Source organism: Ruegeria sp. AN11 (genome assembly GCF_056536005.1).
This window is the reverse complement of record NZ_JBQFJD010000001.1, coordinates 1,344,530-1,361,508: the sequence shown is the minus strand read 5'-3', so window position 1 is coordinate 1,361,508 and position 16,979 is coordinate 1,344,530. Positions and strand designations below refer to the sequence as shown.

Below are 16,979 nucleotides of genomic sequence, written 5' to 3'. Positions count from 1 at the left end.
AGCCTGAGCGGGCAAGGGCAGAACCGGGCAATGCGCCCTGAAACGGAATGAGGAAAAGACATGAGCGACGTCGCAGATCGCGTTAAAAAGATCGTTGTTGAGCACCTGGGTGTCGAAGAAGACAAAGTCGCGGAAAACGCGTCCTTCATCGACGATCTGGGCGCGGACAGCCTGGACACTGTTGAACTGGTTATGGCCTTCGAAGAAGAGTTCGGCATCGAAATTCCCGATGACGCAGCCGAAACCATCCAGACCTTTGGCGACGCCGTCAAATTCATCAGCGAAGCGTCCTAAGCGTTTCGTGTCGAGATAGAGCGGCGCTTCCGGGCAACGGAGGCGCCGTTTTTTTGTGCCCGGACCGATTTCCCGCTTGCACGGCGTCTTATTGCTTCGCACTGTTTCCACTGAGGCAAAATTCCAGGCGGGCAGGGCATGATAAGATCCACCCCGATGATAAACACGGCGCGACTGACGCTGTGTGCGATGCGACCGGAAGATTTCAACCGCTTTGCGGAAATCTGGCGAAATCCGTGTGTTGTGCGCCATATTGGCGGCAAACCGAAATCACGGGGCGAGGCGTGGGATGCGTTCCTGCGTAATGCCGGACACTGGCAGATGGCCGGATTCGGACAATGGGCGGTAATCCAGCAATCGAATCGGCAGATGATCGGTCAGGCAGGGTTTTTCTATGGCGATCGGGGTCTGGGTGAGGATTTTGGCCGTTTCCCCGAGGCAGGCTGGGTACTGGCCCCCGAAGCGCAGGGAAAAGGACTGGGATACGAGGCTGCACAAGCGGCGCACGACTGGTTCGACAGGGTCATTCCCGGGCCGTTGGTCGCCATGGTGGATGCCACAAATGAAGCGTCGCAAAGTCTGGCGCAGAAGCTGGGCTACGTTCTGATGCGTGAATGCGAATACATGGATACACCTGTCCATCTGTTACGGCGAAATGGCCCACCGGCACGCGTCTGAAACACAGTAATTGTAGCAATGCCGCAAACAGAGCGTGGTTTGCCGAAACTGTTTGAAACAACCGTTTCGGCGCTGTCTATGCTATGCTGGATTTTACAGCGATTGGGCGAAGGAGCATGCTCATGAGGATTTATCCCACGATGGAATTGCAGAACGGACGGTGTGTCTCGCTGGACAAAGGCCGTCTCGATGAAGCCATGGTCTGGCATGTCGATCCGGTTGCAACCGCGCGCAGCTGGTCCGCGGCCGGGGCCGAATGGATGCAGCTGACGGATTTCGACGCAATCGAAGGGCGCAATACCAACGCCGAACTGATTGAAGAAATAATTCGAAGCGCGGAAATGCCTGTGCAGCTTGCCGGTGGTATGCGAAGCCGCGAGCACGTCGAACACTGGATCGACAAAGGTGCCGGCCGGGTTGTGATCGGAACCCTGGCCGCGCGTGATCCCCACGTGGTCAAGGAACTTGCCAAACTGCACCCCGACCAGATCGTTCTGGCCGTGGATGTCTGGCAAGGTCAGGTTATGACCGAAGGCTGGCGCAGCCAAAGTGCCTTTACGCCAGAAGCGTTCATCGACGCTTTTGCCGACACGCCTTTTGCTGCCATTCTGGTCACTGATATCGACAGCGACATGGATGACGTCGAAGCGCAGCTGGGATTGATTTCGGGGCTGGCCAAGCACTCGCGGACCCCGGTCATCGCCAGCGGCGTCGTTCGCACGGCAGACGATATTTCGCGGCTGGCCTACATCTCTAACATCTCGGGCGCGATTGTGGGCCGTGCGCTGTTCCGCAAGACACTGAGCCTGTCCGAAGCGCTTAAGGTTGCGGCCGCTGCCCATGAACCGGTGGCGCAGTTCCAATAGGACCGGCCCGATATATCTAGCCCGCCCTTTTCCGTTTCAGGGAAGGGGCGGTTTTTTTGTGCAGAGCGGTGGTGCATTCCTGCTGAACCACAATATATGACCGGAATTGGCGAAATGACGCTAACAAGGAATGCGCCCTTGCTCTTGCCCCCGCACCCCGGTGCGGGGTATGGACGGTTCTCATACAGGAAGCAGGCAAGAGGCATTTCATGCGCAGAGTCGTTGTAACCGGTCTGGGATTGGTCACTCCTTTGGCCAGTGGGGTCGAGGAAACCTGGTCGCGGCTGCTGGATGGGGAATCCGGCGCGGGCCCGATTACCCATTTCGATGCTGAGGCAAGTGGTGTCACCACGACATATGCCTGCGAAGTGCCGCGTGGAGACGGCACGAACGGGACTTTCAACCCTGACGACTGGCTGCCGCCGAAAGAGCAGCGCAAGATCGAAGATTTCATTCTGTATTCGATTGCTGCTGCGGACATGGCCTGTCAGGATTCCGGCTGGTTGCCTGAAGATGAGGAAAGCCGCCTGCGGACTGGTGTTCTGATCGGCTCGGGCATCGGTGGGCTGGGGTCCATCGCGGAAACTGCCAATCTGATCCGCGACAAGGGCCCGCGGCGGGTTTCGCCTTTCTTTATTCCTGGCGCGCTGATCAACCTGGCGTCGGGTCAGGTGTCGATCCGGCATGGGTTCAAGGGTCCGAACCATTCGGTCGTGACCGCCTGTTCCACCGGGGCGCATGCGATCGGCGACGCCAGCCGCATCATCCGCGCCGGCGACGCTGACGTGATGGTGGCCGGTGGCGGTGAAGGCTGCATCTGTGAGATCGGTATTGCCGGTTTCAACGCGTGTAAGGCACTGTCGACCAAATACGCGGATGATCCTAAAAAGGCGAGCCGACCCTACGACATCGATCGTGACGGGTTCGTCATGGGTGAAGGTGCGGGTATCGTGGTTCTTGAAGAATACGAACACGCAAAGGCGCGCGGTGCGAAAATTTACGCCGAGGTTCTGGGTTATGGCATGTCGGGTGACGCTTATCACATCACCGCGCCATCCGAGGACGGTGATGGCGCGGAACGTTCGATGAAAGCCGCGTTGCGCAGCGCCGGGCTGGAGCCGAAGGATCTGGACTATATCAATGCGCATGGTACCTCGACCATGGCGGATACGATCGAGTTGGGTGCGGTGGAACGTTTGCTGGGCGATCATGCCAGCAAGGCAACCATGACTTCGACCAAGTCGGCCACAGGCCACCTTTTGGGTGCGGCAGGCGCGATTGAGGCGATTTTCTCGATACTGGCAATCCGGGATCAGGTTGCCCCACCGACAATCAACCTGGACAATCCGGCGGTTGAAACACCCATCGATCTGGCACCGAACGCAAAGCGTGAGCGTGAGATCAACGTCGCACTCTCCAATTCGTTCGGCTTTGGCGGCACAAACGCAAGCGTGATCTTCGGAAAGGTCAGTTAAATGTGGCGGGCCCTAGCGTCCAACGCGCTGACCTTGCTGGTGGTCGGCCTGTTTCTGATGGGCGGTCTGATCATTTGGGGGCAATCGCAATACAAGGCTGAAGGTCCGCTGCAATCCGCGATCTGCCTGCGGGTGGAAAGCGGTTCGAACATGACACGTGTTAGTCGCGATTTGGAGGATCAGGGTGCGATCAGCAATGCCATGATCTTTCGCATGGGCGCCGACTACACGGATCAGGCGCAGAAATTGAAGGCGGGCAGCTTTCTGGTGCGCGAAGGCGCCTCGATGCAGCAGATCATCGACGAGATCACCAGCAGTGGTGTAAGCACCTGTGGTTCGGAGATCGAGTACCGTATCGGTGTAACCCGCACGCAGACCCGTGTACGCGAACTGGATCCTGCGACTTTGGACTTTGTCGAGGTTGCCTCATTTGGATCAGATGAGGAAACTCCGGCGGAATACGCAGAAAAACGTGGCGAGGCTGACACGCGCTATCGGGTGTCAGTGGCCGAGGGCGTGACCGCGTGGCAGGTTGTCGACGCGCTGAAGTCATTTGATGCGCTGAGTGGTGACGTAACCCAAATTCCGGCCGAGGGTGAGTTGGCGCCTGACAGCTATGACATCAAGCCAGGCGACGACAGGAATGCTGTCTTACAGAAAATGCAGGAAAAGCAGCGGCTTCGGATCAATGCAGTCTGGGAAAGCCGTCAGGACGGGTTGCCACTGGAAAGCCCGGAAGAAATGCTGATCCTCGCGTCCATCATCGAAAAGGAAACGGGCGTGCCGGAAGAGCGCGGACAGGTTGCCAGCGTATTCGTGAACCGCTTGAAGCAGGGTATGAAGCTGCAGACAGACCCGACCGTGATCTACGGTATCACCAAGGGTCAGGGTGTCCTTGGACGCGGATTGCGGCGGAGTGAGCTACGGCGCGCAACCCCTTGGAATACTTACCTGATCGATGGGCTTCCGCCGACACCGATTGCCAATCCGGGACTGGCAAGTCTGGAGGCCGCAGTTGCACCAGAAGAAACCGACTATGTCTTCTTTGTTGCTGACGGAACCGGCGGTCATGCTTTTGCGGAAACCTTGCAGGAGCATAACCGCAATGTTGCCAAATGGCGTGAAATCGAAGCCGAGCGCAACTCGGGCAACTAATCCGCAAGAGACATGAATAAGTGGCCAGGGGCGCATCGCCGCCGGCCATTGTTGTTGTGCGATCAGGCCGCCGGGCGTCGGCGCTGTCTGCGCCGTTTGGAAGGGGCGGAATTCGAGTTTCCGGAACCCGCATGCGGTTTGGAACCTCTGCGACGATTGCCCTGACGGCGCGCAGGTTTCTGAGGCTCGGCTGCTTCAGGCAACGCGCCGCTGGCGACGGGAATTTCAATCTTCATCAGCTTTTGAATTTGCCGCAGCAGATCGACTTCTTCCGGTGCGCAAAACGCAATGGCTTCACCTTCGCGCCCGGCACGGGCCGTCCGCCCGATGCGGTGGACATAATTGTCGGGCACCTCGGGCAGGTCGTAGTTGATCACATAGGCAACGCCGGGGATGTCGATCCCACGTGCGGCCACGTCTGTCGCCACAAGAATCTTGATCTCGCCCGTGCGAAACGCCTTGATGGCGCGGTCGCGTTGTCCCTGGCTTTTGTTGCCATGGATTGATGCCGCGTTGAAACCGTCTGCGACCAGCCCCTTCATCAGCTTTTCTGCGCCATGTTTGGTGCGGGAAAACACAAGCGTCAGCGCCTCGGGGTCGGCTGAAAGGATGTCGCGCAGTTTGCCGGGCTTTCCGGGCTTGTCGATGAAGTGGATGGATTGAGTGATCTTGTCCGCAGCTTTGCCCGGTGGCGAAACCTGCACCCTTTGCGGGTTGGTCAGATAGGCGCGGCTGAGTTCCTCCATCTGCTTGGGCATCGTGGCCGAGAACAGCATGGTCTGGCGCGGGCTGCCCAGATGCGGCGCAATGCGGCGCAGGGCGTGGATGAAGCCCATGTCCAGCATCTGATCGGCTTCGTCCAGCACAAGATGCCGGACGGCGCCCAGATCGACGGCGCCGCGATCCATCAGGTCGATCAGGCGTCCGGGCGTTGCCACGAGTATGTCGGTGCCGCGCGACAGGAACGAGATCTGCTTGTTGATGGACTGGCCACCAACAACGGTCGCTACGCGCAGTTTGGTTTTTCTGGTCAGATTACGCAGGCTTTCGGCGATCTGATTGACCAGTTCGCGGGTAGGGGCCAGGATCAGTGCCTTTGCCGTTTTGGGGGCCGGCTTGCCTGGCTGGGCCAGAAGGTGGTCAATCAGCGGCAGGCCGAAGGCCAGCGTTTTACCTGTACCGGTCTGGGCCAGACCTAGAATATCGTGTCCCTGAAGCGCAAGCGGAATGGCCTGGTTCTGGATGGGGGTGGGTTGGGTAAGTTGCGCGTTTTTCAGGGCGTCATTCAGAGCGGGTGCAAGACCCAGCATGTCGAAGTCGAACAAATCGTATTCCTTTTTGGTCCGCAAAGCCGGGTTGGCCGCGAACATGAAATTCTGGCCACGCAACTTGCGCGACCGGCAGGGTTTAGCGAGACCTCAGGACGGGCAGGCGGGTCCTGCGCCATCCGGCCATCGCATCAAGAACCCTGCGTGAAGGGGAACTGGAGGGTAGGAGCGCTTTAGGCAGGCTACGAGCCTGCCGATGCTCACGCGTCAGCGCTGTGTTGAGCGGCACATGAGGGTTATAAGCGCAATTGTCAAGCGTTGCTGAATGCAAGCGCTTGTTTGGGGTGGTTATCGTGCTACGCCGTCAGAGCGTCCAGTTTTGCGGCCCAGATGAAGTCATTGTCACTGAGGCCGCCGATCTCATGCGTGGTGAGCCGGACCACTACGTAACCATAGCCGAAACTGATATCGGGGTGATGCCCCTGCTGATCGGCGAGCCATGCGCAAAGATTGGCCAGATAGGTCGCCTTGGCAAATCCCTTGAACTTAAAGCGTCGCGTCAGTGTTTTGGTTTCGGAATCAAGCTGCCAGTCCGGGCTGAGGGCCTTGAGATGCGACTTGGCGTCTTGCGCGGTCAGCGGCGGTATGCCGCCGGAACAAGGGACGCATGTTTGATCTGCTAGTTTCTGTGTCATTGTGGATCACTCGGCAGCGGTTGTTTTTTCAGGGAACTTGTTCGGCAGCAGACCGAGAGACTGGGCGCGGTGGACGTCGGCTAGAAGGTTGCGCTCGGCCGCTTCGAACAGGTCCTCTGGATCGTTTAGCACAAAATACCCCATCTGGTGCATATCGATCCGATAAGGAGTGCGCAGGATCGTCAGGGCATCAAACGGGTCCCGATCTGGTATGTCGCTGTTCACGGCGTATACAAGTTCGGTGGGCGAGGAAGCCAATCCTGATCCCAGCGCTTTGATACCACCTTCCTGGCGACGCAGCCCAAATTCGATTGTGAACCAGTATAGCCGGATCAGCCAGGCGTAGTCGTTCGGTCCCGCCTGTTGCCCGGCTTTACCGATAGCATGGCTGAACGCCGCAAAACGCGGATCACTCAGCAACGGAGTATGGCCGAAGATTTCATGAAAAATGTCGGGCTCTTCAATATAGTCAAAATCTTCACGTGAGCGAATGAAGGATGCCGCAGGGAAAGTTCGATCCGCCAGCATGCCGAAGAAAGTCTTGAACCCGATGAGGGCCGGAACCGGCTGTACCCGCCAGCCGGTCAGATCCAGCAGACGCTCGGAGATGTCCGCGCAAGACGGTACGGTTGTTTTGGGAAGATCGAGGCGTGCCAGCCCGTCCAGGTATTCGCGCGCCATGTAGCGCTGAACATTTGGCGCTTGCGCGGCATAGAGATCGGCCCAAACCGCGTTCTCTTCATCCGTGTAGACTATGTGGCCGCGGCTGTCGGGTATTTTCGCGACGTAGCTGGTTGATTTGGGCATGATGTATCCTCCTGAAACAATTGTAGCCCTTCAGGTTGAAATAAATGTCTGGAAAGAGGCAATTGGATTGCTATTTTGAAATGTATGGACGCCCAGAAAGGAAATTGTGAAACATATGCTTCATGATGCGGATATTGCGGTTTTGCGGGAATTGCAGCTGAACGGCCGGTTGTCGATGCAGGATCTGGCAGAGCGAACCGGGTTGTCGGCCTCGCAATGCTGGCGGCGGGTGCGTGATCTGGAAGCGTCGGGCGTTATTGCCGGCTATGGGGCGCAGCTCAGGGCCAAGGAAATCGGGTTGAATGCGATCGCTTATGTCCATGTTGCGCTGCGAGATCATCACGAGGACAGCATCAAGTCATTCCTGCGTTTGGTGGAGACTGAACCGCAGATAGTGGAATGCGCGTCCATCACCGGGGACCATGATTTTATTCTGAAAGTGTATGCACGAACACCGGAGGACCTTGAGGGCTTTATCATGCAGCGTCTTCTGAAGTCCGGGCTGGTTCGCGATACCCGGAGCAATTTCGTGCTGCGTCAAAACAAAACACGGGCGCCTTTGCCTTTGCGTTGATTGTTCGACAAAGGTTGAAGGTTGCCCGGTAGGCGAAAGAAATCATTAATAATTTTGTCACGATGCCTGTTGCGCCGACGTTGCGCGAAGCCTTGACTGTGCGGCCTTTATCGCGTATAAGTTGTGTCATGCTAGAAGAAGTGGGCAACGGCCCCGGGGCAACCCGGTGGCCGTTTTTCGTTTCTCTCGTGCGGAAAAACTCTCGCATGAGGTCACAGGCAAACATGACTTTGATTACCCCGGAAGAGCGGATGTCCCAAACGGCTGAACTTTTGCAGTCGCTCGAGACGTCCATGCGCGGTTTGCGCCAGGCAGCGGAAGAACTGCGCAGGCAAATCGGAGCCGGGGAGGATGCAGATCTTGCTGGTACAGCAAAACAACTCGGGCAGTTAGAGGGGCTGATCCGAAGTTGCCAAAAAGTGGAGACAAGCTTTGTCGAACAACATCACAGACAAGCCGGGATTGCCCAAGGAGGATACACTTGCATCCGTCGTGACAGAGATCTGTTATGGAGCCGGTGTTCGCGAGATCGATGTGTCCGAGCTATATGGCGTCGCGCGCGGTTACGCGGTCGAAGATGTTTCCGATGCGCGTTCCGCGTTGCAGCCCCTGATGTTACGCTACGGTTTCGACGCAATCGAGCGTGACGGCATGCTTGTTTTCCGGATGCGTGACGGTCGGCGGCCTGTTGATCTGTCATCTGATCAATTGGCGCAGAGTGAAGAGGTTAGCGGAGACATCGAACATCGCCGCGAAGCCGAGGCTGAAATGACCGGCCGTGTCCGATTGCGATTTGTGCAATCCGATGCCGATCACGATGTTGTCGCCGAGGAGGCGATCCTGCCCGATGACAGCACCCATTCCGTGTCGGTCAACGAGATGCCCCTGTCAATGACGCGGGCCGAGGGACGCCAGACCGCCGAACGATGGCTGAGCGAAGCGCGCGTGTCGCGTGAGACAGCCCGCTTTGCGCTACCGCCTTCGATGATGCATCTGGGGGCGGGCGATGTCGTCCGGTTGCCCTCGAACGGACAGGGCGCGCTGTACCGGATCGACCGGCTGGAACAGGCAGAGCTTCAGATTGTGGATGCGGTAAGGGTCGAACCGGGCGTCTACACGCCGTCTGATTTGCCTGATGATAAGGTAACTGAAAAACCCCATGTCGCTCCGGTACCGGTTCTGCCGGTGTTTATGGATCTGCCATTGCTTACAGGATCCGAGGTGCCACACGCGCCATATCTGGCCGTATCTGCGAAACCGTGGCCAGGAAATGTAGCGGTCTATTCGGCGTCGGATGATGAAGGTTACGCATTGAGCGGTCTGATCCCGGGGCAGGCGATTATCGGAGTGACCGAGGGCCCTTTGATGCGGGCCACCCCGGGTATCTGGGACGAGGGTGCGCCGCTGCGGGTGAAGTTGATCGACGGGGTGTTGGAATCGCGGCCGCGTCAGGCATTGCTCAACGGTGCAAATTTGGCAGCAATTGGTGACGGCACACCGGGGAACTGAGAGGTTTTTCAGTTCGCGACGGCAGAAATGCAGGAGGTCGACACATATGCGCTTTCAGGACGGTTGCGTGGGCAGGTGGGAACCGACGCCCTAATGCCGGACGCCTGGCCGGAAGGATCTTTGTTCGTGATGCTGAACGATCATATTTATCAGACCAGCCAGTCACGATCAGAGCGCCGGGTCGCCAGGCATTATCGCATCGGGCCCGCAACACGGGGGCATGACGACGCGTCTTTTGTGCATCAGATTCAGGCTTTCGACGGAAACGGCTTGCGGCCATATGCACCGGCGCATCTCAAAGCAGCCCAATCCCAAGGCGGTGACATGATCTCGTGGGTGCGGCGCACACGTATTGATGGCGATGATTGGTCAGGGCTGGATGTGCCGCTGGGTGAGGAAAGCGAATCCTATCTGGTTCGGGTTCGGTCCGGCGCTGCGGTCTTGCGGGAAGACCTGACCGACACTCCGCAGTGGCACTATTCCGCGGCGATGAAATCAACCGACGGCGTCAGCAGCCCATATAGTGTCGAGGTGGCGCAAGCCTCGGCCGTTTTCGGCGCGGGCTTGTTTGCCAGGCTTCTGGTTGGATAGGTAAATCCGTGCGTCCTGTTCTTCATGGAGATGTCAGTGCTGCGGCGCGGGCCTTGTTGGCCGCGCCGCAGTGGGAGCGTCAGAAACTATGCGCCCTGTTGATTGCTGAGGCTGAGCTGGCCGATCAACATGTCAGGCGAACCGGCGATCTGCATCCGATATTCGGCAACGGATCGTTGATGGCCGCTGCGCGCAGCCGTCGGCTGGCGGATGAATCGGACTTTGGAGATATTCAATATTGCCAGTGCTTTGAGATGGTTCTGAGCCAACTGATCCGTTTTCTGGTTAGCCGGACGCACAGCTGACACATTTTCCAGCCGCCGGATCAAGGTCCAGTCGCCCGCGCGGGATTTCATCGCCGCAATCCTCGCAATATCCGAACTCACCATCGCCGATCCGTGTCAGGGCCGCTTGCAATCGGCGCGCCTCAAGATCCCGGTTTGCTTGCTGCGCCTTGGCCATGGCCTGATTTTGCAGCGCATCCATTCGGCTGAGGCGCCCCACGGCCTGTTGATCCAACTGAACAATCGCCTGGGCGTCTTTGCCCGCCTCTGATTGCGCGGCCAGTTCGCGCAATCGGTCGCGAATTTGTGTTTCGAAATCGGCCAGTTCGGACTCATTCATTTTCGTTACACTGCGGATCAAGGGTTTGCGTTTGGTGTTTTTACAACTAAATGGCATTCTAGGCGCAGCAAGGGATCAATAGCTATGTTTGAAACGCGCACCAAAGTGAGAAACATGGATCCGGTCTGGGATCGGATCACGGCCGAGGCGCACGCGGCTGTTGAAAAAGAGCCACTGATGGGCGGGTTGGTGCACGCGTGTATCCTCCATCACCGCAGCCTTGAACGTGCGCTGTCGTATCGGGTGGCGGCCAAGCTGTGTTCGAACGAGATGTCGATGATGGTTCTGCGCGAGATCGTGGACGAGGCCTATGCCGACGACCACGGATTGATAGAAGCAGCGCGGGCAGACCTGATGGCCGTCTACGAACGCGACCCGGCCTGCCACCGCTTGTTGCAGCCCATTTTGTATTTCAAAGGCTATCAGGCGATGCAGGCGTATCGTGTCGCGCATTGGCTGTGGCGCAAGGGCCGTCATGACTTGGCTTATTTCTTCCAGATGCGTTCGTCCGAGATCTTTGGGATCGACATTCACCCGGCAGCGCAGATCGGAAAAGGCATCATGATCGATCACGCACACTCCATCGTGATCGGGGAAACCGCCGTTGTCGGTGATAACGTCTCGATGCTGCATTCTGTGACGCTTGGCGGAACCGGCAAGGAAGAAGAACAGCGCCATCCGAAGATCGGAAACGGTGTTCTGATTGGGGCCGGGGCCAAAGTGCTTGGCAATATCAAGGTCGGTAACTGCAGTCGCATAGCCGCCGGATCGGTGGTGCTGCAGGAGGTTCCGCCTTGCAAGACCGTGGCGGGCATTCCTGCCAAGATCGTGGGTGAGGCGGGCTGTGATCAGCCGTCGATCTCGATGGACCACATGCTGGGCAAAGACCAGTAAGGCAAATCAGTTCGAGCGGTTGTTCATTTTCTCCGACCGCTCGCACCTTCTTTCTCCCCATCGCTTCTTGCGCTCTTTGATCAAACTATCGCGCCGTTTTCTGTCTTGCGAATACAGCAGGATCAGATGAACTGAAACGGGAATTTTCGCGCGGGTAGCTGTTGGGCTTGGCCCTTAATGGCGCTGGAAGTGCTGTCGCCAGCAAAAATGAGCATCAGCAAAATTCTGACTGATTTCGCAGAGGTCATTGCACTCCGACAGGTAAAGGAGCCATGCGCAATGAGATGCGAGACGCCGATCTTTCTGAACAAAGCCGATGGTGATCTCGCCTTCTCACATCCTGAACAAGGGGCAAAACCTCGCCGGATCAAGGATGCGGCGAGGCTGTTGTCTTGTTTCAGGCCAGCATGACCATCGGGTTTTCAAGATTGTCCACGATGGCTTGCAGCAACTGTGCGCCAAGCGCGCCGTCAATGACCCGGTGATCAACCGACATTGTGACCGACATGACCGTGGCGACCGTCAGTTCGCCATCTTCACCCACGACCGGCTTCTTCAACCCTGTACCAACGGCCAGAATACCTGCATGGGGCGGGTTCACGATGGCGTCGAAATTGTCGATACCAAACATGCCGAGGTTCGAAACCGCGAATGTACCGCCCTGATATTCATGCGGTGCCAGCTTGCGTTCACGGGCACGACCGGCGAGGTCCTTCATCTCGGTTGACAGCGCAGAAAGCGATTTGGTGTCGGCGTCCTGTAGAACTGGGGTGAACAGGCCGCCTTCGATTGCAACCGCAACGGCGACATCCGACGGCCTCAGTTGCAGCACCCGATCGCCCGCCCAGACGGCGTTGCATTCCGGGACCTGTTGCAGCGCGTTGGCGACGGCCTTGATGATGAAGTCGTTGACGCTCAGCTTTACGCCACGGCCCTCCAGTTGTTTGTTCAACTGGCTGCGGAACTTGAGCAGTGCATCCAGCTTGATGTCGCGGCGCAGATAGAAATGCGGGATGGTCTGTTTAGCTTCACCCAGACGCGCGGCGATGGTCTTGCGCATCCCGTCGAGTTTGATCTCTTCGTATTCACGACCCTCGTACATGCGGGCAACCATATCGGCGGATGGGCCAGTTGGAGCCGCCGCCGCTGCAGGTGCTGACGCGGCTGCGGTGGGTGCCGCAGCAGGTGCGGTTGCTGTCGCGCCTTCCACATCTGCCTTGACGATACGGCCATGGGGACCCGATCCGGACAATTGCGCAAGATCCAGGCCTTTCTGCGCCGCGATGCGTCTGGCCAGAGGTGATGCAAAGATGCGTCCGCCATCGGCTTTGGCCGGAGCAGCCGGGGCAGGGGCCGGCGCCTCGGGTGCCGCGGGCGCGGCAGCCTCGTTGCCCGCGGCGGCTGCAGGCGCAGCCGCTGGAGCAGCGGCAGGTGCGGCCGCGATATCATCGGCGCTTTCGCCATCGTCCAGAAGAACCGCAATAGCGGTGTTGACCTTGACCCCTTCGGTGCCTTCCGGGATCAGGATCTTACCAACAACACCTTCATCGACGGCCTCGAACTCCATCGTGGCCTTGTCGGTTTCGATCTCGGCCAGCAGGTCACCCGAGGCGACGGTGTCGCCTTCCTTGACCAGCCATTTGGCAAGTGTTCCTTCCTCCATGGTGGGTGAAAGGGCGGGCATCAGAATTTCGGTGGGCATGTCTTCATGTCCTCTTACTTCGAGAATGAGTAGATCAGCGTTGCGATGTCGATAAGCAAAATGGCGGCACAAAAGGTGACGAACACACCGATCACCATGGAACGCGCGCGCGACACATGCGGGTGGTTTGTCTTCAGCCACTCAGTGAAGTTCCCCAGTGCCGCCGCGTCGCTGTGATCCAAAACCGCCAGGTAATCCATGCCAAGCTGCAAGCGCTGCTGCTCGAGCACGATGTAGATGACGGAAGCATACGAAACGATACAGGCAACGCTCAGCATTGCCCGGATAGGCCAGGCGTCGGTCAGACTTCCAACGATAAAGGAAAACTGAAACTCGATCCCGTTCAGGCCTTCCAGATTCAAAGCTATGCTGATGAAGGAAACGGCAAGGAACGCTGCGCAAACATAAAGCAGATTGCGGTTGTTGTCCTTTCGTGCGGCATCGAGGCTTTCGAAAAGCCAATCTGCTCCCGAAGGATAATCTGCGTTCCTTGCAATCATCGCCTAGCGGTACGTCACTTGTTTGACGGCTGCGATCACCTCATCGGTGGTCACGAGCGCCAGTTTTTCCAGGTTTGCAGCGTAGGGCATCGGAACATCCTTGCCGGTGCAGTTGATGACCGGCGCGTCGAGGTAATCGAACGTCTCCTGCATCACCACGGATGAGATATAGCTGCCAACCGAACCTTGAGGCCAACCTTCCTCGACAGTCACCAGGCGATTGGTCTTCATCACGGAATTGATGATTGCGCCTGTATCCATCGGGCGGATTGTGCGCAGGTCGATCACTTCGGCGTTGATACCTTCTCCGGCCAGCTTGTCGGCGGCTTCCAGTGCGAACTGCATGCCGATACCGAAGCTGACGATGGTGACGTCGGAACCTTCGCGCCAGATACGGGCCTTGCCCAGCGGGACGGTCAGGTCGTCGACCTGAGGCATGTCAAAGCTGCGACCATACAGGATTTCGTTTTCCAGGAAAACGACCGGGTTGGGATCGCGGATGGCAGACTTCAGCAGACCTTTTGCGTCAGCGGCAGAGTAAGGCATGACAACCTTGAGGCCGGGCACCTGCATGTACCACGCCGCATAGTCCTGGCTGTGTTGGGCTGCAACGCGTGCCGCTGCGCCGTTCGGGCCACGGAACACGATCGGACAACCCATCTGACCGCCGGACATGTAAAGTGTCTTGGCGGCCGAGTTGATGATCTGGTCAATTGCCTGCATGGCGAAGTTGAAGGTCATGAACTCGACAATCGGTTTCAACCCACCAAAGGCCGAACCCACCGCGATACCGGCAAACCCGTGCTCGGTGATCGGAGTGTCGATCACACGCTTGCTGCCGAATTCGTCCAGCAGGCCCTGCGAGATTTTGTAGGCGCCCTGATATTCGGCGACTTCTTCGCCCATCAGGTAAACGTCCTCATCGCCACGCATTTCTTCGGCCATGGCGTCGCGCAAGGCTTCGCGAACGGTTTGGGGTTTCATTTCGGCATCTGCCGGCCAGTCAGGGGACAGATCCACCACCGGTGCCGCCGGTGCAGCAGCCGGAGCCGCAGCAGGGACCGCCGCCGGGGCAGCCTCGGGCGCCACTTCAGCAGCGGGCGCGGCCGACGGCAGGGCCGAGGCGTCTTCACCTTCCTCAACCAGAATGGCGATTGGAGTGTTCACCTTGACCCCTTCGGTGCCTTCCTCGATCAGGATCTTGCCAACGATGCCTTCGTCGACGGCTTCGAACTCCATTGTGGCCTTGTCGGTTTCGATCTCGGCCATGATGTCGCCGGATGAAACGGTGTCGCCTTCCTTGACCAGCCATTTGGCCAGCGTGCCCTCTTCCATCGTGGGCGAAAGGGCGGGCATGAGAATTTCGGTTGCCATGTCTTATTCGTCCTCTCAGGCGTAGATGTCGGTCCAGAGCTCGTCCAGCGACGGCTCGGGGCTTTCTTTCGAGAATTCGGCGGCCTTGTTGACGACCTCTTTGATCTCTTTGTCGATTGCTTTCAGATCATCTTCTGTCGCGTGTTTGCCGGACAACAGCAGCTCGCGCACATGTTCGATCGGGTCGCTTTGCTCGCGGACCTTCTGAACTTCTTCCCGTGTGCGATACTTGGCCGGGTCAGACATCGAGTGGCCGCGGTAGCGATAAGTCTTGACTTCAAGGATATACGGACCCTTGCCCGCGCGGCAGTGGGCGACGGCCTTTTCGCCGGCCTCCTTGACGGCCAGAACATCCATGCCGTTGACGATCTCGCCGGGAATGCCAAAGGCTTCTCCGCGAACGTAAATGTCCTGGGTCGAGGTAGAGCGGGCTTGCGCGGTGCCCATGGCGTACTGGTTGTTCTCGATCACGAAGACAACGGGAAGATCCCACAGGGCAGCCATGTTGAAGGTTTCATACACCTGACCCTGGTTCGCCGCTCCGTCGCCGAAATAGGTGAATGTCACCCTTCCGTTGCCCTTGTACTTGTCGGCAAAGGCCAGACCCGCGCCCAATGGCACCTGCGCGCCCACGATGCCGTGGCCGCCGTAGAAATGTTTCTCTTTCGAGAACATGTGCATCGAGCCGCCCTTGCCCTTGGACAGGCCGCCCTCGCGCCCGGTCAGTTCGGCCATCACGCCGCCGGGATCCATGCCGCAGGCCAGCATATGGCCATGATCACGATAAGAGGTGATGCGCTTGTCGCCTTCTTCGGCAGCAGCTTCGAGACCGACCACAACGGCCTCCTGACCGATGTACAAATGGCAAAATCCGCCGATCAGACCCATACCGTATAGTTGTCCCGCCTTCTCCTCGAATCGGCGGATCAGCAACATTTCGCGATAATAGAGTTTGAGTTCGTCCGCAGAAACGTTTGGTTTCTTTGTGGTTTTTCGCGCAGCCATTGTGGCAATCTCCCCCTTTCGGCAAGATAGTTTAGCGTTAAACTATCTCATAGAGCATTTGACCGCATCTGGCGAGAGTAAAAGTAACGCAGGGGCAGGATGCGCGATCCTTGGCCTTGCGGTCTTCGTTAAAAGACTGCGGGCAAAGGTTTTTCGATGAAAAATCTGAAACCTCAGGGATCAGTGAATGACGATTTCATCCGTGCGGACCATACCCAGAACCGAACGGGCCTGCTGGTCCAGCAAATCAAGATCCAGGTAAGTGTCCGAAAGACGGCGGGTCAGGTTTTCCATTTGCGAGGTCTCAGCCTCAAGCCGGGCCAGATCGCGCGACAGAGCGTCCCGTTCCGCAGCAATCTCGACCCGTCTGAACAGGCCAAAATCGCCCTGCACGGCGGCGAAGGTGAAATAGACACCCAGCATGAAAGCCACCATGAAGAACAAAACTGAGCCCAAACCGGGCCGATGGGAACGGGACACTCTGTTAACCGCCGTATGAAGTCTGCCTCAAAAACGTGCCCTTTGCGGACATCTGATCGCACTATGTCACAGGCGATTCGCGTTGTGAATCCCTTGATTCGCACTTTTTTGCGAATTGCCGAATTAGGTTTCTCAGCGCCATGCCGCCAGCGCCTGATTGCGGGTCAGAGTTTGCTGCTCCATGCAGGCCCAATAGAACATGGGCGCCGCGCTGCCATCGCTTGCCAGCTCCGGATCGCAAGTCGCGTCACGCGCTTTCAGCCAGGCGCGCTGTTCGTTCAACAGGGATTGACCGTTCCCACGCGCATCGGCAAGCGGTTTGACTTCGGCCCAGATACGGTTCAACTCGCGATCCGCGATTTCCCATTTTTCCTTGGCACAGAAATTGGCGTCGAGTTGGGTTTGTCCGCCACAACTGGATTGTGCGGCGGAATAGGCGGGGATCAATGCAACGATCAGGCAGGCAAGGTACCTCATGACAAAATCTC

General features: G+C 57.9%; 18 protein-coding genes and 1 pseudogene. 9 read left to right on the top strand and 10 right to left on the bottom strand.

Annotation, left to right across the window (positions count from 1 at the left end; genetic code table 11):
• Positions 1-60: 60 nt before the first annotated feature.
• The 5 genes from ACR3EQ_RS06700 (at position 61) to mltG (ending at position 4,468) form a co-directional block, all read left to right on the top strand.
• The gene (locus ACR3EQ_RS06700) at positions 61-294 is read left to right on the top strand and encodes an acyl carrier protein (RefSeq protein WP_008756330.1); all 234 of its coding nucleotides are present in this window, start codon (positions 61-63) and stop codon (positions 292-294) included.
• A 138-nt stretch (positions 295-432) separates the two neighbouring features.
• A complete protein-coding gene (locus ACR3EQ_RS06695; RefSeq protein WP_170610257.1) occupies positions 433-972 on the top strand; it encodes a GNAT family N-acetyltransferase in 540 nt (179 codons plus the stop codon).
• 122 nt (positions 973-1,094) lie between these two features.
• Positions 1,095-1,838, top strand: a complete 744-nt coding sequence (locus tag ACR3EQ_RS06690; protein WP_170610259.1) for a 1-(5-phosphoribosyl)-5-[(5-phosphoribosylamino)methylideneamino] imidazole-4-carboxamide isomerase — start codon at positions 1,095-1,097, stop codon at positions 1,836-1,838.
• Between the two features lie 209 nt (positions 1,839-2,047).
• On the top strand, positions 2,048-3,313 hold the full coding sequence (gene fabF / locus ACR3EQ_RS06685) for a beta-ketoacyl-ACP synthase II (RefSeq protein ID WP_170610261.1): 1,266 nt from the start codon (positions 2,048-2,050) through the stop codon (positions 3,311-3,313).
• Positions 3,314-4,468 carry an endolytic transglycosylase MltG gene (mltG, locus tag ACR3EQ_RS06680; RefSeq protein ID WP_170610263.1) on the top strand — a complete coding sequence of 385 codons (1,155 nt, stop codon included), beginning with the start codon at positions 3,314-3,316 and terminating at the stop codon, positions 4,466-4,468.
• Positions 4,469-4,530: 62 nt separating this feature from the next.
• Here mltG and ACR3EQ_RS06675 read toward each other — a convergent pair whose 3' ends face one another.
• From ACR3EQ_RS06675 to phhA, 3 genes are all read right to left on the bottom strand, one after another.
• Positions 4,531-5,793 carry a DEAD/DEAH box helicase gene (locus ACR3EQ_RS06675; protein WP_170610928.1) on the bottom strand — a complete coding sequence of 421 codons (1,263 nt, stop codon included), beginning with the start codon at positions 5,791-5,793 and terminating at the stop codon, positions 4,531-4,533.
• 299 nt (positions 5,794-6,092) lie between these two features.
• Entirely contained in the window at positions 6,093-6,431 is a 339-nt protein-coding gene (locus ACR3EQ_RS06670; RefSeq protein ID WP_170610266.1) for a 4a-hydroxytetrahydrobiopterin dehydratase, read from the bottom strand.
• A gap of 6 nt (positions 6,432-6,437) precedes the next feature.
• Positions 6,438-7,238, bottom strand: a complete 801-nt coding sequence (gene phhA / locus ACR3EQ_RS06665; protein ID WP_170610269.1) for a phenylalanine 4-monooxygenase — start codon at positions 7,236-7,238, stop codon at positions 6,438-6,440.
• A 115-nt stretch (positions 7,239-7,353) separates the two neighbouring features.
• Here phhA and ACR3EQ_RS06660 point away from each other — a divergent pair, with 115 nt between their 5' ends.
• From ACR3EQ_RS06660 to ACR3EQ_RS06650, 3 genes and pseudogenes are all read left to right on the top strand, one after another.
• Complete coding sequence (locus tag ACR3EQ_RS06660) at positions 7,354-7,812, top strand: Lrp/AsnC family transcriptional regulator (protein WP_170610932.1); 459 nt, start codon at positions 7,354-7,356, stop codon at positions 7,810-7,812.
• 492 nt (positions 7,813-8,304) lie between these two features.
• Positions 8,305-9,912: pseudogene (locus tag ACR3EQ_RS06655) on the top strand (phage tail protein).
• 8 nt (positions 9,913-9,920) lie between these two features.
• The gene (locus tag ACR3EQ_RS06650) at positions 9,921-10,217 is read left to right on the top strand and encodes a DUF7742 family protein (protein WP_170619145.1); all 297 of its coding nucleotides are present in this window, start codon (positions 9,921-9,923) and stop codon (positions 10,215-10,217) included.
• Here ACR3EQ_RS06650 and ACR3EQ_RS06645 read toward each other — a convergent pair.
• Positions 10,198-10,536, bottom strand: coding sequence for a TraR/DksA C4-type zinc finger protein (locus ACR3EQ_RS06645; protein WP_170619146.1), 339 nt, complete (start codon positions 10,534-10,536; stop codon positions 10,198-10,200). The genes ACR3EQ_RS06650 and ACR3EQ_RS06645 overlap by 20 nt on opposite strands.
• 84 nt (positions 10,537-10,620) lie before the next feature.
• On the opposite strand from ACR3EQ_RS06645, the gene cysE reads away from it, so the two are divergent.
• Entirely contained in the window at positions 10,621-11,430 is an 810-nt protein-coding gene (cysE, locus tag ACR3EQ_RS06640) for a serine O-acetyltransferase (RefSeq protein WP_170610280.1), read from the top strand.
• A 397-nt stretch (positions 11,431-11,827) separates the two neighbouring features.
• On the opposite strand, the gene ACR3EQ_RS06635 is transcribed toward cysE, so the two are convergent.
• The 6 genes from ACR3EQ_RS06635 to ACR3EQ_RS06610 all read right to left on the bottom strand — a co-directional run bounded on the left by ACR3EQ_RS06635 (position 11,828) and on the right by ACR3EQ_RS06610 (position 16,968).
• A complete protein-coding gene (locus tag ACR3EQ_RS06635) occupies positions 11,828-13,132 on the bottom strand; it encodes a pyruvate dehydrogenase complex dihydrolipoamide acetyltransferase (RefSeq protein WP_480490153.1) in 1,305 nt (434 codons plus the stop codon).
• 14 nt (positions 13,133-13,146) lie between these two features.
• Positions 13,147-13,632 carry a hypothetical protein gene (locus tag ACR3EQ_RS06630; RefSeq protein WP_170610286.1) on the bottom strand — a complete coding sequence of 162 codons (486 nt, stop codon included), beginning with the start codon at positions 13,630-13,632 and terminating at the stop codon, positions 13,147-13,149.
• A gap of 3 nt (positions 13,633-13,635) precedes the next feature.
• Positions 13,636-15,006 (bottom strand): pyruvate dehydrogenase complex E1 component subunit beta, encoded by a 1,371-nt coding sequence (locus ACR3EQ_RS06625; RefSeq protein WP_480490150.1) that lies wholly within the window; start codon positions 15,004-15,006, stop codon positions 13,636-13,638.
• 15 nt (positions 15,007-15,021) lie between these two features.
• Positions 15,022-16,011 carry a pyruvate dehydrogenase (acetyl-transferring) E1 component subunit alpha gene (gene pdhA, locus ACR3EQ_RS06620; RefSeq protein WP_170610291.1) on the bottom strand — a complete coding sequence of 330 codons (990 nt, stop codon included), beginning with the start codon at positions 16,009-16,011 and terminating at the stop codon, positions 15,022-15,024.
• A gap of 180 nt (positions 16,012-16,191) precedes the next feature.
• Positions 16,192-16,491, bottom strand: coding sequence for a septum formation initiator family protein (locus ACR3EQ_RS06615; RefSeq protein ID WP_170610294.1), 300 nt, complete (start codon positions 16,489-16,491; stop codon positions 16,192-16,194).
• Between the two features lie 132 nt (positions 16,492-16,623).
• Complete coding sequence (locus ACR3EQ_RS06610; protein ID WP_170610298.1) at positions 16,624-16,968, bottom strand: lysozyme inhibitor LprI family protein; 345 nt, start codon at positions 16,966-16,968, stop codon at positions 16,624-16,626.
• Positions 16,969-16,979 lie beyond the last annotated feature (11 nt).

What these genes read in the sequence shown, in the direction of transcription:
- ACR3EQ_RS06700 (WP_008756330.1), top strand. Translation starts at nt 61, where the DNA reads ATGAGCGACGTCGCAGATCGCGTTAAAAAGATCGTTGTTGAGCACCTG.
- ACR3EQ_RS06695 (WP_170610257.1), top strand. Translation starts at nt 433, where the DNA reads ATGATAAGATCCACCCCGATGATAAACACGGCGCGACTGACGCTGTGT.
- ACR3EQ_RS06690 (WP_170610259.1), top strand. Translation starts at nt 1,095, where the DNA reads ATGAGGATTTATCCCACGATGGAATTGCAGAACGGACGGTGTGTCTCG.
- fabF (WP_170610261.1), top strand. Translation starts at nt 2,048, where the DNA reads ATGCGCAGAGTCGTTGTAACCGGTCTGGGATTGGTCACTCCTTTGGCC.
- mltG (WP_170610263.1), top strand. Translation starts at nt 3,314, where the DNA reads ATGTGGCGGGCCCTAGCGTCCAACGCGCTGACCTTGCTGGTGGTCGGC.
- ACR3EQ_RS06670 (WP_170610266.1), bottom strand. Translation starts at nt 6,431, where the DNA reads ATGACACAGAAACTAGCAGATCAAACATGCGTCCCTTGTTCCGGCGGC.
- phhA (WP_170610269.1), bottom strand. Translation starts at nt 7,238, where the DNA reads ATGCCCAAATCAACCAGCTACGTCGCGAAAATACCCGACAGCCGCGGC.
- ACR3EQ_RS06660 (WP_170610932.1), top strand. Translation starts at nt 7,354, where the DNA reads ATGCTTCATGATGCGGATATTGCGGTTTTGCGGGAATTGCAGCTGAAC.
- ACR3EQ_RS06645 (WP_170619146.1), bottom strand. Translation starts at nt 10,536, where the DNA reads ATGAATGAGTCCGAACTGGCCGATTTCGAAACACAAATTCGCGACCGA.
- cysE (WP_170610280.1), top strand. Translation starts at nt 10,621, where the DNA reads ATGTTTGAAACGCGCACCAAAGTGAGAAACATGGATCCGGTCTGGGAT.
- ACR3EQ_RS06635 (WP_480490153.1), bottom strand. Translation starts at nt 13,132, where the DNA reads ATGCCCACCGAAATTCTGATGCCCGCCCTTTCACCCACCATGGAGGAA.
- ACR3EQ_RS06630 (WP_170610286.1), bottom strand. Translation starts at nt 13,632, where the DNA reads ATGATTGCAAGGAACGCAGATTATCCTTCGGGAGCAGATTGGCTTTTC.
- ACR3EQ_RS06625 (WP_480490150.1), bottom strand. Translation starts at nt 15,006, where the DNA reads ATGGCAACCGAAATTCTCATGCCCGCCCTTTCGCCCACGATGGAAGAG.
- pdhA (WP_170610291.1), bottom strand. Translation starts at nt 16,011, where the DNA reads ATGGCTGCGCGAAAAACCACAAAGAAACCAAACGTTTCTGCGGACGAA.
- ACR3EQ_RS06610 (WP_170610298.1), bottom strand. Translation starts at nt 16,968, where the DNA reads ATGAGGTACCTTGCCTGCCTGATCGTTGCATTGATCCCCGCCTATTCC.